The sequence below is a fragment of the Zhongshania aquimaris genome, from assembly GCF_019312595.1.
GTDB lineage: Bacteria > Pseudomonadota > Gammaproteobacteria > Pseudomonadales > Spongiibacteraceae > Spongiibacter > Spongiibacter aquimaris.
The window spans coordinates 802,030-817,847 of the sequence record NZ_JAHWDQ010000001.1 but is presented as its reverse complement, the minus strand read 5'-3'; the positions used below and the strand labels follow the sequence as shown (position 1 = coordinate 817,847).

11 protein-coding genes are annotated in these 15,818 nt (G+C 49.7%); 9 read left to right on the top strand and 2 right to left on the bottom strand.

All coding sequences use genetic code 11. The features are described from left to right. Position 1 precedes the first annotated feature (1 nt). The 6 genes from KXJ70_RS03780 (at position 2) to KXJ70_RS03755 (ending at position 11,207) form a co-directional block, all read left to right on the top strand. Positions 2 to 2,146, top strand: a complete 2,145-nt coding sequence (locus KXJ70_RS03780) for a hydantoinase/oxoprolinase family protein (protein WP_219042112.1) — start codon at positions 2 to 4, stop codon at positions 2,144 to 2,146. A 45-nt stretch (positions 2,147 to 2,191) separates the two neighbouring features. Beyond that, a complete protein-coding gene (locus tag KXJ70_RS03775) occupies positions 2,192 to 4,438 on the top strand; it encodes a hydantoinase B/oxoprolinase family protein (protein ID WP_219042111.1) in 2,247 nt (748 codons plus the stop codon). A 33-nt stretch (positions 4,439 to 4,471) separates the two neighbouring features. Further along, complete coding sequence (locus tag KXJ70_RS03770; protein ID WP_219042110.1) at positions 4,472 to 5,302, top strand: hypothetical protein; 831 nt, start codon at positions 4,472 to 4,474, stop codon at positions 5,300 to 5,302. 13 nt (positions 5,303 to 5,315) lie between these two features. Further along, positions 5,316 to 7,310: an acetoacetate--CoA ligase gene (locus KXJ70_RS03765; RefSeq protein ID WP_219042109.1), complete on the top strand. Its 1,995-nt coding sequence runs from the start codon at positions 5,316 to 5,318 to the stop codon at positions 7,308 to 7,310. A 174-nt stretch (positions 7,311 to 7,484) separates the two neighbouring features. Then, on the top strand, positions 7,485 to 9,950 hold the full coding sequence (locus KXJ70_RS03760; RefSeq protein WP_219042108.1) for a TonB-dependent receptor: 2,466 nt from the start codon (positions 7,485 to 7,487) through the stop codon (positions 9,948 to 9,950). Between the two features lie 81 nt (positions 9,951 to 10,031). Then, the gene (locus tag KXJ70_RS03755; RefSeq protein WP_219042107.1) at positions 10,032 to 11,207 is read left to right on the top strand and encodes a lipid-transfer protein; all 1,176 of its coding nucleotides are present in this window, start codon (positions 10,032 to 10,034) and stop codon (positions 11,205 to 11,207) included. Between the two features lie 93 nt (positions 11,208 to 11,300). On the opposite strand, the gene KXJ70_RS03750 is transcribed toward KXJ70_RS03755, so the two are convergent. Further along, positions 11,301 to 11,762: a globin domain-containing protein gene (locus KXJ70_RS03750; protein ID WP_219042106.1), complete on the bottom strand. Its 462-nt coding sequence runs from the start codon at positions 11,760 to 11,762 to the stop codon at positions 11,301 to 11,303. 253 nt (positions 11,763 to 12,015) lie between these two features. Beyond that, positions 12,016 to 12,789 carry an SDR family oxidoreductase gene (locus tag KXJ70_RS03745; RefSeq protein WP_219042105.1) on the bottom strand — a complete coding sequence of 258 codons (774 nt, stop codon included), beginning with the start codon at positions 12,787 to 12,789 and terminating at the stop codon, positions 12,016 to 12,018. A gap of 534 nt (positions 12,790 to 13,323) precedes the next feature. Between KXJ70_RS03745 and npdG the strand changes: the two genes are divergently transcribed. From npdG to cofD, 3 genes are read left to right on the top strand one after another with little or no spacing between them, the layout of a single operon-like run. Next, entirely contained in the window at positions 13,324 to 14,001 is a 678-nt protein-coding gene (npdG, locus tag KXJ70_RS03740) for an NADPH-dependent F420 reductase (RefSeq protein WP_219042104.1), read from the top strand. 6 nt (positions 14,002 to 14,007) lie between these two features. Beyond that, complete coding sequence (gene cofE / locus KXJ70_RS03735) at positions 14,008 to 14,775, top strand: coenzyme F420-0:L-glutamate ligase (protein ID WP_219042103.1); 768 nt, start codon at positions 14,008 to 14,010, stop codon at positions 14,773 to 14,775. After that, entirely contained in the window at positions 14,775 to 15,758 is a 984-nt protein-coding gene (gene cofD, locus KXJ70_RS03730) for a 2-phospho-L-lactate transferase (protein WP_219042102.1), read from the top strand. Before cofE ends, cofD begins: the two co-directional genes overlap by 1 nt. Positions 15,759 to 15,818: the final 60 nt, after the last annotated feature.

The window sequence follows — 15,818 nt, the reverse complement described above, 5'->3', positions numbered from 1 at the left end:
AATGAAACGTATAGCAGTAGATATCGGCGGCACATTTACAGATTGTTTTGTCAGTTGGGGCGAGCAGTTTATTCAAACCAAGGCGCTGACTAGCCATCATAATTTGGCGCTGGGTTTTAATGACGCCCTTGATCAAGCTTGTGAAATTCTAACCATAGATCGCCGCCAGTTGTTGCAGTCGGTAGATTCCGTGCGCTATGCGACAACCTTAGGTACCAATGCACTTATCGAACGCAAGGGCCCTAAAGTTGGCGTTTTGATTACAACGGGTTTCGAAAGCACGATTCCTATTTCCCGCGGTCGCGGCTATTGCGATGGCCTTTCAGACGAGCAAGCCAGGGATATGTCTAGGGCCAAGCGTCCTGATCCCCTGGTGCCAATTTCGCGCATACGTTCTGTAAAGCAGCGTATGGACTATCGCGGCAAAATATTAATGGATTTGGACGAAGCCGACGTTAGAGAAAAACTCAAACAGTTGGTGGATGCCGGTGTTCAGGCCCTTGTTGTTACCCTCATCAACTCAGTAGAAAACCCTGAGCACGAATTGCGTATTCAGGAAATATTCGAAGAAGAATTTCCGTCGTCGATGCTCGGTGCAATACCCATGGTGTTGTCTCATCAAGTGGTGGGGCGCAAGGGTGAATATGTTCGGAGTTCGTCAGCTATAGTTGACGCGTTTTTGCATTCTACAATGTACTTTGCGATGAGTGCGCTTGAACAAAATCTTCGCGAAAACGGCTACACACGTCCCATGTTGTTAGTACACAACTCGGGGGGGATGGCCCAGTTAAACTCCACCGATGCATTAAAAACCTTGCACTCCGGTCCTGTGGCGGGAATACACGCAGCAGGCCAATTATCACTACAGGGTGATATTCAAAATATCGTTTGCGGTGATATGGGGGGAACCTCATTTGATATCGGCTTAATTACTGACGGCGGCACTAAACACTACGATTTTAACCCCGTGGTCGACCGGTGGCGGGTGTCGCTACCCATGGTGCATCTAGTGACATTGGGTGCCGGTGGCGGCTCTATTGCAAGTTACGACACGATTTTTAATACCGTGCGTGTCGGTCCTCAAAGTGCCGGTAGCGATCCCGGTCCAGCTTGCTATGACCGAGGTGGAATGAACCCTACCGTAACCGATGCCGATTTACTTTTGGGCTACTTAGATGCGGAAAATTACGCCAAGGGTGCGATCCCATTGAACACTCGTCGCTCCTATCAGGCGCTCGAGGATATATGTGATGAAATGGATATTTCAGAACTTGATGCAGCCCTCCTTATTAAATCAATGGCCGATAGTGAAATGGCTGCCGGTCTCGTTCGAGAGCTAAATGGCGGCGGCTACAAAGCCAGCGATTTTGTGTTTCTAGCCTACGGTGGCAACGGTCCTTTGCACGCTTGTGGTATTGCCGACAAAGCGGGTATTAAGAAAATTCTCGCGCCGCCATACAGCAGTGTGTTTTCCGCATGCGGCGGCGCGGGTTTAGATCAAATGCATATCCATGAAAAAAACGTGTCGCTGGGTTTTTACAATAAACATACCCGCGCACTTTATTCGGAATACAGTGCCTTCAATCGTTTGGTTGAATCTTTGGAAGAGAAGGGGCGCGCTGATTTGCTCCGTCAAGGCTTCCGTGAAGAGGATATTCAGTACTCTCTAGAATTAGACATGCGTTACGGTATTCAAAAGATGGAAGTGAGTATCGAACTTGAAAATCGACGATTGAAAAAACCGCAGGAAGTGTTGGCGGCGATTGAATATATGAACACAGATTTTGCCAAGCGATATGGGAGTGAAATTGTGTCGCCCGAATCGGGAGTATGGGTATCTACCGTTCGAGTCGTGTCCCGCGTGGATTTAGGTACAGTGAAATTTTCAGACTTGCGACCGCCGACCGAACGGCTATCTCCGCCGGAACCGGTGACCTATCGGGAGTGCTATTTCAATGGGCATTCCGGAGCGATCCGCACGCCGATATACGGTCCTGACGCACTGAGTAAAGGTGTTGAAATCTCTGGTCCGGCAATCGTTAACCCCGGAGAAACCACCTACTTAGTAGAACCCGGTTGGCGCTATGTTGCAGCCGCTCAAGGCGCGGTGTGGTTTATTTGTGAAAACGACACGCTCGAACAGTAAATTAATAATTGACGGCTCCCCAGCATTGGAGTGAGGAAAATAACAATGAGCACAAATTTGGTAAATCCTGATACCGCTGATGATCAAGAATTGGTTGATCGTTTTCTGAGTAAAAATAGGGCCTTCCTAGGTCCCGATCCAGCGATCCAGCGTAATCATCATGTTGCTGCGCGCTCGCTGCATGAAGAGCAAGTGTTAAGCGCTGGGGTGGATAGTAATTTATACGCTGAAATCCGCTCCGGCCTGCGTGCAGCACTTGACGAAACATTTAAAATTGCGGAAATGACAGTAGCTTCACCCGCTGCGCAATGCGCAGATATGTCTACTGGCTACTTTACCGCGGCGGGTGATCTTTCACTCGCGTCTACTCGCGGCGTGGCCGGGTTTACGGTAAGTCTGCATTATCCCATTCGCTTCATTCGGAAATATTTTGAGGCCGATGACACGGTGGGTATCCATGAGGGCGACGGCTTCTTGCTAAATGATGCTCACTACGGTGGTATTCACAGCCCTGATCAACATCTTTTTATGCCCATTTTCCATGACGGAGAAATTGTTAGCTGGTGTGTTTGTGCCATGCATGAAGGAGAAATTGGTGCGCGTGTGCCAGGCGGCATGGGGCCGATGATCGAGTCGCCTTGGGATGAAGGTCTACGTGGCTCGCCGATTAAAATGGTAGAGAACTATGCCCTAAAAACGGATTTAGTGACGTTTTTTCAGAATAGCTGCCGTGAACCACAAACCATGTTGGCAGATTTGAAAGCGCGCTTAGCGGCCTGCTGCCGAATGGAGCGGCGAGGTAAAGAACATATTGCTCGCTACGGCATAGATTCAATTGTTGGATTTTTGCGAAGCAATGTGGAATTTATGCGCGACGAAGGTCGTCGTCGCATTGCGGAATTGCCCGACGGCACTGTGCGCACACAATTCTATATTGACGATACCATGCGCGAGCCCGCCTTATTAAAAGTTATGTATTGCTTCACCGTGAAGGGTGACAAAGTCATCGTTGATTTGCGTGGCAGCTCTCCGGAATTATTTAATCGCCCCATCAATAGTTTGTTGAGTACCCAGGTGCTGGGTGTAGCCATAACGCTTGCTCACCATATTTGGCCTGATATGCCGTGTGCACAAGCGATTATTGATTGCTTTGAATTTATTACTGACCCTGGCTCGATTGCTGATTGCTCAGATCAGGTTCCGGTGGCGCTCTGCATTCAGCCAATGTTCAAGATTATGACGGCTGCAGAATTGGCCTTTGCCAAATTGTATTTCGGTGCACCTAAGAAGTATGGCAAAACCAAAGCGGGCTGGTTTAACCAACCAGCCGCCATAATTTACGGAGGGGTAACTCAGCATCAGGATTCCTGCGGGAATATGTGTGGTGATCTCAATGGCATGGCCGGTGGTGCGAAGTGCGACGAGGATGGTGAACACAGTATTGCACCGTGTTTCGGTGCCAATGTCGATATCGGCGAAAGTGAAGATGCTGAAGAGAAGTTGCCATTCATATATGCGATATCTAAACGAATTTGGCCGGGTAACTGCGGCTTCGGCAAGTTTCGAGGCGGGGCGGCTTATGAATACGGCCTTATGCGTTACGGCGAGCAACCATTTGGCTTTCAGACATTTACTGGTGGCTCTTACTTCCCGTCTACCTTTGGTCTTTATGGCGGCTATGCCTGCCCTACCTACGGTACGGTGAGAGTACGCGGTAAAAATTTGTTTAATGTATTGAAAGAAACACCAGAACTGTTCGAAGCGTCGATGGCAAGCATTATGAATGACCGCTTGATCGAGGGAGCGGAATACAGCAGTCATTCGATGGCAGTTGCATTCGAGTTGTACCCTGAGGGCGAGCTGTTCATGACCAGCCAAGGTGGCGGCGGTGGCTACGGCGACGTGTTAGATCGCGATCCTGAGATGGTTATTAAGGATTTGGAAGAGGGGCTTATCCGCGCAGAGACGGCGAGCGATTTATACGGTGTTGTTTACGACGCCGAAACCTACGCCATCGATGAGGCAGAGACCGCGAAGCGCCGCACAGAAATACTCAAGGGTCGACTTGCCCAAGGTATCAGCTGGGATGAATTTATGGCGACACGTGTCAATCCTGAGCCACCACCGGCGGTGCCGTTCTTTGGTCGCTGGAATAACTCCGAAGAGTTGTATTGCGGGCCATTCGGTAAGGCGCTGCCGTCCGAGTTGCCTCCTATCATCATGCCGGACCCAAAGGATGTAGAGATCCAGCAGCTAAAATCGCAGCTTGCGGCGTTGCAAACGCTATCTTAAGGGCTTTCGAAATTGTTGATAGGTGAATAAAAAATGATAGTAGAAAAAAACAAGACAGGTCCGGCAATTTGGCTTAATGCCCACGCTTTCGCAGAGCATGTACTGTGCGGCGGTAGGGCGCTACCGTGGGCTAATAATACCGAGTTCGCCGAAGTATATAAAAAGCTTCAGGGTATCCTCGAAGCTGATCGAATCAGTGTGCCCTTGATGGGGTTTTTAGACAGCTGGATCGATAGGCATCCCCATGTTTTGCAAACAATGACCGGCAAAAGTCGTGTTCGTTTTGCGATAAAGCGATTTCTGACAAACCAGGATTTACGCGCAGATATGCTGGAGTGGATGACAGTGTGTTGCGCGATGGTAGACTCGGAGGTGGTGCTAGAGATTCCGTCGAATGCCGCCCTTATTTCGTGGGCGCATGCCCGTGCCAACCCCGCCGCGGAAATTGAGTCCTTGTCTGACCTCGATATTGACTCGACCTCAGTGTATCTGGCGGACACCGTGAGACAGCTAAAGCCGTCGGGAATAGCGGGTATTGTCAGCACCTTGTCTGAGTCGGATTTAAATGCGGGTGCCAGCGTTGAGCTTTATAAACCCTTGGCGAATGTCGCTGAAAATTATCATTGGCAATTTGCCTTTCGCAAACCGTTGGTCGGCGCAAAATTTGATAGCCAGCAATACTATTGCCTGGGTGATGATGCCGGTAGTGACAATACAGATTTGGTATCGCTCTCAGCCGAATTTTGGCAGGAGAGTTCAGGTAAGGCGGCGGCGCTAGATAGCAAATGGGCTTACGCAGAGCTACCTGGTTTTGTAGAGCCCGAAGTTGTTCGAACAAAGATCGCCGCACTGCGTCAGCAATAAGAAGGAGAGTCTGATGGCTGTAAAGGAAGGTCAATGCTTGTGGTCACCCACAGAGGAATTTGTTGCTAGCAGCAATATGTCAAGCTTGATGTCCTGGTTGAACCAGCAAGGAATTGCGAGCTGTGATGACTATAGTGCGCTTTGGCAGTGGTCGGTGGCGGAGCCAGAAGACTTTTGGGCTGCGCTGTGGCGATATTTTGAGGTGATATCGGATACCCCTTATCAGCAGGTTATGAGCAGCCGCGAAATGCGGCCTGGGGTGACATGGTTTACCGGGAGTAAGGTGAATTTTGCGGAACATATTCTCCGGCATAAAGGGGATCATCCCGCGATATCGGCGATGTCAGAAAGTGATTCGCTCAGCGTGCTTAGCTGGAATGAGTTACATGAGCAGGTGAGGCGGGTCGCTACAGCGCTGCGCTCATTGGGAATTAAACCAGGCGATAAAGTCAGCGCGGTACTACCGAATCGCACAGAAACAGTTGTCGCGATGCTTGCAACGATAAGCGTTGGCGCGGTATGGAGCAATGCGGCGCCTGAGTTCGGAACTCAGGCGATTCTTGACCGGCTTGGGCAAGTTAGCCCAAAGCTGGTCCTTTTTTGCGATGGTTACACCTTTAACGGCAGCCGGTTTGATCGCACACAGGTGCTGTCGGATTTGCTTGCTAAATTGCCCTCAGTTGAACAGCTGGTGCGGTTAGATGTGCTCGGCGATTGTCCGGCCTTTAATACCAAACTTCCGGTTCAAACGTGGCCGACGCTGCTGAGTACCGAGGACCCTGGTGTTGACGGATTTAAATTTGAACGGGTAGGTGCGCAACATCCCCTTTGGTTTGTTTTTTCCTCAGGTACGACAGGCTTACCGAAAGCCATTGCACATTCGCATACTGGCGTCTTAATCGAAATGTTGAAGTTCATGAGTCTTCATATGAACTTGAAGCCTGGCGACAATAGTTTCTTTTACACAACGACGGGCTGGGTCATGTTTAATCTGCTAGTCGGCATGATGTTGTCGGGAGCAGGAATTATTTTATATGACGGTAGCCCGGTTTACCCCAGTACCGATACCTTGTGGCGTTTGGCCGAAGAAAGTGACGCCACGCACTTTGGGGCTAGTCCCACATATGTACAGCTAATGGAGGCCAACCATATTGTTCCCAAGGATCATTTTGCGCTGACAAGATTATCAACAGTATTGGTTGGTGGTTCGCCGTCAATGCCGTCTACTTTTGATTGGTTTTATCAGAATGTGAAGTCAGATATGTGGGTAACCTCCCAAAGTGGTGGTACTGAGATTGCAAGTGCATTTGTGGCAGCCACACCGACGCAGCCAGTTTATGCTGCAGAAATACAGGCTCGGGCTTTAGGTATGTCAGTAAAGTCTGTCGATGATCATCAGCGTGAATGTATCAATCAAGTGGGTGAGCTAATTTGCGATCTACCATTTCCATCGATGCCATTATATTTTTTAAATGATGAAGATGGCGAGCGCTATCAAAAGTCTTATTTCGAAGATATAGCCGGCGTTTGGCGGCACGGTGATTTTATAAAAATCAATGAGCGGGGAGGTTGCTATATATATGGCCGTTCCGACGCTACTTTAAATCGCTTTGGTGTTCGTATTGGTACCGCAGAAATTTACCGCACTGTCGAAGCCGTAGCGGGTGTAGCTGACAGTCTTATCGTGTGCGTCGAGACTGAAAATGGTGGTTTTTATATGCCACTATTTGTGGCTTTGGAACCCGGGGTTGAGCTAGATGATAGCTTGCGCAATACGATTAAGTCAGAGTTGAAAGTGCAGTGTTCTCCGCGGCACGTACCCGACGAGATTGTCGTTGTTGCAGAAGTGCCCTACACCCTAACGGGGAAAAAACTAGAAGTGCCGGTCAGGAAGTTACTAAAGGGGGCGAAAGCGGCTGAGGTGGCTAGTGCGGGTTCTATGAAAAATCCAGATAGTTTGAATTTCTATATTGATTTCGCCATACAAAGGCTAGCTAAGGCTGTCTGACTTTATATTCCGTTGGTTTAGATTTCGGTAAGAAAATTCTAAAACTGCACAAATGGGTAGTGTGAGACATAGCGGTATTTTACATAAACTGAACTTGCTACTCAGATTGTTCAATGCAGGCTAGATTTATTTCATTGAGCGCATGAAAATATAAAAATAAGGATGAGATAAAATATGTCCCCAAAGTATAGAAGGAAATGTCCCCCTTTTGTTATTAGCCTCGTTTCACTTTCCGTAATGATGGCGGCAGCCACGTTTGCACAGGCACAGGACGGTATAGCTAAAAAGAACCCGCGAACCCGCAATGCCCTGCTTGAAGAGGTGGTGGTTACGGCGCAGCGGAGAGAGGAGAATCTAAATGATGTCCCTATTGCGGTTACTGCGCTGAACGGTGAGCAGCTGGATATCCTAGGCGTAACTGATACCCGTGATCTCAATATCATTGTTCCAGGTTTTTCAGCGTCTGAAGGTGGGTACGGTGCGCCGGTTTATACATTGCGTGGTGTTGGCTTTCCAGATTCAACCTATTTTGCTAGCCCGACAACTGGGGTCTACATCGACGAAGTGAGTATGCCGTACTCCATTATGTCCAAAGGGCCTAATATTGATGTCGAGCGGGTCGAAATTCTGAAAGGCCCCCAGGGCACCCTATTTGGCCGAAGCACAACAGGCGGTGCCATAAACTACATTGCTAAAAAGCCTACCGAGAATTTTGAGGCGGGCGTAAGCGGTTCCTACGGTCGATTTGATCGCAAAGATCTAGAAGCCTATGTAAGTGGCCCGGTGTCGGACAGTTTGCGATATCGTTTTGCTGGGCGCTATATTTTGCAGGGCGATCCTTGGCAATACAGTAATACAGATCGCAGCCGCGAGCTGGGTGAGCAGGATAAGTTTTCTCTTCGATCCATCTTTGATTGGGATGCGAGCGACGATGTGAGTGTGCGGTTGATGTTGGCCGGGTGGCGAGATCGCAGTGATAGCCGTGCCGGACAGCCGGTATATTTTAATGCGCAAAATCCACAAAGCGATTTGCTTGCGTCGCTTAATGTGCAGAATTATCCCTTTATTCCAGATTCTGATGACCCACGTGCCGCCGAGTTTTGTAAGGGGCATTCCTCCTGTGTAGACGTAAATGGTAAGCCCTACGATTTCACCCAGGATGAAACGTTCTATCAGGCGGCATTGCGTCTTTCTTGGATGTTTACTGAGACCGTCGAAGGTATTTTATTGGTTTCATATAATAATTTTGAAGCAGACGGCAGCGAAATTCCCGCCTCGTCTTATTCCGAACGACATATAGAAACTACGCTTTTCTCTGAAATTGAAAATGTCGACGTTGAATTCCGATTAACGGGAAGCGCCGAGCTATTCAATGGGCCAGTTACTTGGACCGCGGGTCTGCATGCTACCCCACATGAAACCGGAACGGATTATCGCCTGTTTGGTGCTAGTGATAACAACAGCGTTTTTTATGTTGTTCCCCTTGTCGGCGCCTTACCGGGGCTTGACGATATAAGTCTATTGGGAAGCTATTACATTGGTGATGGTGAAATGGAATACCGTTCTCAATCTGCCTTCGGTAATGTCGAGTGGCAATTTACTGACACATTAAAAGTGACCGCTGGAGCCCGTTACACCGATGAGGAACGGGATTTCAACGGCTGCCTAGCAGATGACGCCAAGGATAATAATACCAATGTAAACCTCGTGTTCAGTGCATTGTCACTGCAGCGCGCGCTACTTGCGTTAACTACTCCAGATGTCACCACACCCGGTGAATGTATTACGCTTACCGAAGATGGTCAGTTTGATCGTTACACCGATAATCTAGAGGAGCACAGCTTGTCTTGGCGCCTCGTTGGGGATTGGACGCCGAATGACAATGTACTGATGTATTTGTCTCGGTCACGGGGCTTTAAATCAGGTTCATTCCCGGTCACAAATACCACCGATCAGGGACAGTATGTACCCGCCCGCCAAGAGCAGGTTGACGCCTATGAAATTGGAGCTAAATTAAACTTCTTTGATCGTCGTTTGCAGCTCAATACTGCCGCTTTCTATTATGACTATGTCGACAAGCAGCTCTTCTCGCGTATTCAAGATCCGCTATTCGGCTCGCTACCACAGCTACAAAATGCGCCATCGTCCGAAGTCAAAGGCTTTGAAATAGATATATCAGGATCACCGTTTGAAGGCTTATATCTTTCTGCCGCAGGTGCGTATATCGAGACCGAGGTTAAAGAGTTCCCTAATGCTTTTAATACCCGAGGTCAGCCAGCGGATTTAACGGGACGTGAATTTAACTATTCACCGAAGCTGAGTTATACGATTTTAGCGGATTACAGCTTACCAATTGGCAGCGAATATGAGGCCGGTGTTGGGGTAGATTACAGCTTTAAAGATGAAACCAATTCTACCTTGGATGGTGACCCGTTCTTTGCACATGATGATTTCGCTATCACAAATGCGCGTTTGCGTTTTGGACGATCAGATGCGAAATGGATGGTGACGCTATACGGCCGAAACGTATTTAACGAGTACGCGACCACGGGGCATGTTCAGGTGGTAAGTGACATCGTAACGCGATACGTCAGCGATCCTCGCACCTACGGCATTACGTTTGATTATAAATACGATTAATTTTTTTGCCGTGCGAAAAGCGCGGCTTTTTTATTTTCTAGCTCAAAGTCGATACTTACTAGCGCTTTATTAGGGGGTTTAATGAATCAGGTTCTTGTCGCCGGTGTGGGCATGGTGAAATTTGCCAAGCCCGGAAAGCAAGCGCCCTACAGAAGGATGGCTAGCGAGGCAGTAAGTGATGCATTAAAAGATGCGGGTCTAAATTACTCAGATGTTCAGCAGGCATTTGCCGGCTATATATATGGCGATAGCTGTAGTGGTCAGCGAGCGATCTATGATGTTGGCATGACCGGTATTCCGGTGGTTAATGTCAATAATAATTGCTCCTCGGGTTCTAGCGCGATTTATCTTGCTAGGCAAGCAATTCTAAGTGGTGAAGTGGATTGTGTGCTCGCGCTGGGATTTGAAGAAATGCCCAGCGGGGCAATTGCTTCTCAGTGGGATGATAGAGAATCGCCATTTACTATTTTTGACGAAGCCTTAGACAGACTAGATTACCCAGCCGCCCCGTTGGCCCTCCGTTGTTTTGGCGCTGCTGGCCATAGCTATATGGAACGCTATGGCGCAAAACCTGAGTTGTTCGCGCAGGTAGCGGTGAAAACCCGTAATCATGCGGTGAATAACCCCTATGCCTTATTCAATACGCCGCTTTCGCTTACCGAGGTGATGAACTCACCGATGCTATATATGAACTATCTCACCCGACTAATGTGCTGTCCGCCAACCTGCGGCGCGGCGGCTGCGATTATATGCAGCGAAGACTTTGCAAAGCATCACGGTATTACCCGAGGTGTCGTCATTGCGGGACAAAGCATGGCTACGGATAAGCTCGATAGCTTTAGCGATCCGATGAAGTTGGTGGGGTCGGGTATGACTAGACAGGCAGCAACTAAAGCCTATATGCAGGCAGGGATTGATGCGGAGGATGTGGATGTCGTTGAGCTTCACGATTGCTTCACCACAAACGAAGTGCTTAGTTACGAAGCCTTGGGGCTGTGTTCGGAAGGAGGAGCGAGTCGTTTCGTAGCCGATGGCGACAATACGTATGGCGGGAAAATTGTTGTAAATCCGTCTGGTGGATTGATGTCTAAGGGACACCCCATTGGAGCAACCGGTTTAGCACAGTGTTTTGAATTAACAAAACAATTGCGCGGAGAGGCTGGGGCGAGACAAGTTGCCGGTGCGAAGGTGGCTTTGCAGCATAATCTTGGTTTAGGCGGCGCGGCGGTGGTTACTGTTTACGCAAAAAGCATTTGATAGCGTAACGGCATCGATTCGGGTTTCAATAGGAGTCGATGCACGTTTTCTTGTTTTGTATTCAGTATTTCAAACTACATTGGCGCCGAATAACTAACCCACCAATGCCATCGGAACCTCATGGCCCCACTCGGTATGTTCAATTTCGCGATAGCTACTCGCTTCTAGCAGCGTCTCTTTTAACATGGCTAGCATGCTAACCCAGGCGGCTTTAGCATCACCGCTAAAATCGTCGCCAAGCGCCATCTCTAATGTTTCTAGCATGGCTTGTATAAAAAAATCGTAGTGACGATCACTGACGCCTTGCTCGCTGTAGCGCTGCCCCATGTTGTGGGCGACCACTTTGAGTCCATCCATATTGTCCAGTGAATGCACAGTGGTACAAAGCATATTGATGAGTTTGCGATCTTTGCTATTGTCGGTGCAGTTAAATAGGTTTCGCAAATCGGGTGCCAACTGAAACAGACGTGCATAGAAGACTTTGGCAAAAGGCTTGCCGATGGACTTCACTGCCTGTAACTGCGATTGAACGATAGCTATTTGCTTGGGTGTCATGGTGCGCCTCGTTTTTTTTGTCGGCGGCTGGCGATAGTCGATCGTCGCGTCGAGAGAAATTTAACTCCTTACTTGTTGGACAATGTACTCCGGTGATGATGTCGTGATTATTCGAAATTACCGAGGTCTGAATACATAGATTGCGTAGTGAATTGCGGTAATTCACTACATCTTTAAGGGGGGATACCGCAATAAGGCTGATACGCGCTATTTGTGAGGAAAATAGCGCTTAACGGCGAGCTTGATAGGGCGCTTATTCTGCGTTTGCGGCACCTAAAAATGCCGGGTTTTCGCCACCACCATGCACGGTTAGGGTTGATCCGCTGATGTAAGCGGCGAGATTACTTGCTAGAAATAGGCAGGCGTCACCGATATCTTGGGGTACGGCCATTCTGCCCAGTGGAATCGTGTTACCTACCGCAGCGATCCCCGCCTCGTCGCCGTAATGCAGGTGAGCTTGTTCAGTGCGAATGAGCCCGGCGATGATGGTGTTGGTGCGCACCTTGGGCGCCCATTCAACGGCGAGAGAGGTAGATAAGCTAACTAAGCCCGCCTTTGCAGCACCGTAGGCCGCAGTACCTGGCGATGGTCGGACTGCGCTTACCGACGCAATATTGATAATAGCGCCACCGCTGTCTTGGGTTTGCATGACTTTGTTGCAGGACTGTGCGAAGTTCAGCGGAGCCAGTAGGTTTAGTCGAATAATGGATTCTGAGAATCTTGGCGACACGGTGGCGGCGTCAGCGGCTGGCGCTCCGCCGGCATTGTTGACGAGCACGTCGATGCGACCGTAGTCGCGGACAATAGTATCGACGAAACTCTGTATAGCGTCGGCGTCCCGCACATCCAGTGGCAGAAATACAGCGGTATTGCCATCTGCGGTGGGTAGCTCATCAGGCTCACTGCGGCCGCAGATAATGACGGTAGCACCGTTTTCGAGGAAGCGTTCGCTTATTCCACGGCCAACACCTTTGCCACCGCCAGTCACGATAGCAACTTGGCCCTTAAAGTTTAGTCTGTTCTGCATTCCCACTCCGTCGCACATGTGATTTGATAAGCTTTTTTGTAGGCTGTGCCATTCCGCTGCTTGCTTCGGTATAAAACAATTCCAGCTGTTTAAGCTTAGCTAGGCCAATCTGCGTTAAGTTTACCGTATTTTGATCGCGCGGAAATGGAATATACAGCGACGTCAATTTTCTATGCCGGTATGAAATTGCCGTAGTACGTGGCCTGTAGCGTGGTTTGCGGCAGGGGTAGTCTGAAGGGACTAATCTGTAATGCTTAATTGTTTGAGCGCTTGCAACTGATTAAATGCAGCTTGAGTGGGCACTCCTATTAAATGAGAACGATTTGGGCTGGAATACCCGCGTATTGTTATTTTGAATGCCTAAAGCGATCAGATTTGTTTGATGATAGACCGTTTTTGACAGTATTCTCGCTGGGTCAACATGTATACACTAAACCTTATATACACGGTATTTTGCTTACTTCGGCGCTTAAATAATGAGCACTAGACGTCGCAGTTTGCATGACAAACTGAATAACAATGCGAGATTTCTACATGAGTGAAAGAAAAGCAGTAGTGGCAATTTTAGGTGGTACAGGTGGCTTGGGAACGGGTTTGGCGAGGCGTTGGGCCGAGGCCGGCTACCCAATCATCATCGGTTCACGCACCCAGGAAAAAGCCGAGACTGCGGCGCAGGAATTGCGTGAGTTAATGCAAGAGCGCGGAGTAGGGGACGTATCGGTTAGGGCAATGGATAATGTCGCTGCGGCCAATGCGGCAGATATTTCCGCGTTAACTGTGCCCTTTGCTCACCATGCTGACACGCTGCTTAGTGTTAAGGCCGCTTTGCAGGGCAAAATTTTAATTGATGTGACCGTGCCCTTGCTACCGCCAAAGGTTGCCCGTGTGCAGCTACCGGCTGAAGGCTCAGCGGGACAGATTGCCCAGAATATTTTGGGTGAGGGGGTTAGTGTTGTGTCGGCCTTTCAGAATGTGGCGGCAGTGCATTTGCAAGATGGCAAAGGGATGGACTGCGACGTCTTGGTGTGCGGCGATAATAAAGAAGCGCGTGCAAAAGTCATTGAGCTCGTCGAGGCGGCGGGTTTGCGTGGTTTTCACGCCGGTAGCATCGCTAATGCTGCCGCAGTTGAGGCAATGACCTCGCTACTGATCTTTATCAACAAGCAATATAAGTGTCACGCTGGCATTAAATTAACGGGCTTGGACCATTAATCCCACATGACGTCGTCACTGCTTATTCACGCGCTGGCTGGGATCCCAATGGTGGAACCCGGCGATAATCTGGCGGATCTTATTCTCAAGGCCTTGGATGACTCCGAATGGGCGCTAGAGGATGGTGATGTTTTGGTGCTGGCGCAAAAAATTGTGTCTAAAGCGGAAGGCCGTTACGCCTATTTAAACGAAGTAGAGCCGGGGCCTGAGGCGATTGCCTTGGCGGCGCAGTGCGATAAAGATCCGCGTCATATGCAGGTCTTGTTAAATGAATCCCGCGAGGTTATTCGTCGCCGACCAGGGGTGGTGATTGTTGAACATGTACTCGGCTATGTGCACGCCAATGCGGGCATTGATCGCTCCAATATAAGTAGCGATGACGAGAATCCGCGTTTGCTATTGTTGCCCGAAAATCCCGATGGCAGCGCGGCTGCATTGCGTTCGTCGCTATCGGCGAGCACCGGCAAAAACGTCCATATTTTGATCAACGACAGCGCCGGCCGCGCCTGGCGCAATGGCACCATGGGCTTCGCGATTGGTACCGCCGGATTTGAGGCATTGGAAAATCGCGTTGGCGAGCAAGATTTGTATGGCCGACCACTGGAAATTACCGAGGTTGCTGTGGCCGATGAGTTAGCCGCAGCGGCGTCTTTTATGATGGGGCAAGGTGACGAGGCGCTGCCGGTGGTATTGATTCGCGGTGCAACACTGCGCCCATCAGCGCTTGGCTCCGCGTCTTTAATCCGCGACCGAGAGAAGGATATGTTTCGCTAATGGCTGAGGTAAGTCTCCCCGCGGGAACAGCATTTAGCGGCGGCGTATTGGCCTTGAGTGGTGGTGTTGGTGGCGCCAAGCTATGCCGAGGTTTAGCGGCAGTGTTAGCTGCTGAGCAACTGACAATCGTGGCAAATACCGGCGATGATTTTGATTATTGGGATTTGCGCATCTGCCCCGATCTTGACTCGGTGATGTATGCCCTTGCGGATTTAAACGACGAGGAGCGCGGCTGGGGCTTGCGGGACGAGACCTGGCGAACGCTCATTGCCATGCGCAGATTGGGTGGTGATGAATGGTTTCAAATTGGTGACCAGGATTTGGCAACCCATATGCTGAGAACGAAGCTTATGGCTGCCGGCGAAACCTTGTCTACCGCAACGCAGCGCATAGCGACGGGCTTGGGTATTTGTCACACGCTGTTGCCTATGACTGAGCAGCCGGTAGCGACCAAGGTGAATACCGCTCAGGGTTGGCTGGATTTTCAGCATTATTTTGTGCGCGATAAATGTGAGCCCGAAGTACTTGACCTGCGTTTTGAGGGTGTGGATTCAGCTGAACTAAATCCATTGGTAAGCCAGATGTTGACGGATGCAAGCTTGGCGGCCATTGTAGTTTGCCCGTCGAACCCCTTTGTCAGTATTGATCCGATATTGAGTTTGCCTGATTGCCGGCGTTTGCTAAAGGCGTCGTCGGCGCCTGTTATCGCGGTGTCACCAATTATTGCAGGCCGTGCAGTGAAGGGGCCTGCGGCGAAGATGATGCGGGAATTAGATATGCCAGCCACGGCGCTGGCGGTGGCGGAGTATTACGGTGATTTGCTGGATGGCTTTGTATTGGATGAGGCCGATGCGGAGTACATGGATGACATTGCGGCCATGGGCTTAGCGGTTTGTGTGGCGCCGAGTTTAATGACGGATATGGAGAGCAAGATTTCCTTAGCAAAAGAGGTGTTGGCATTTGCGGCAAGCTTGCGGGCTTGAGGGTTTTCGCATAACACCTTGGCAAAACACATTCATAGAGATCTTTGCAGGAAGCGGCGT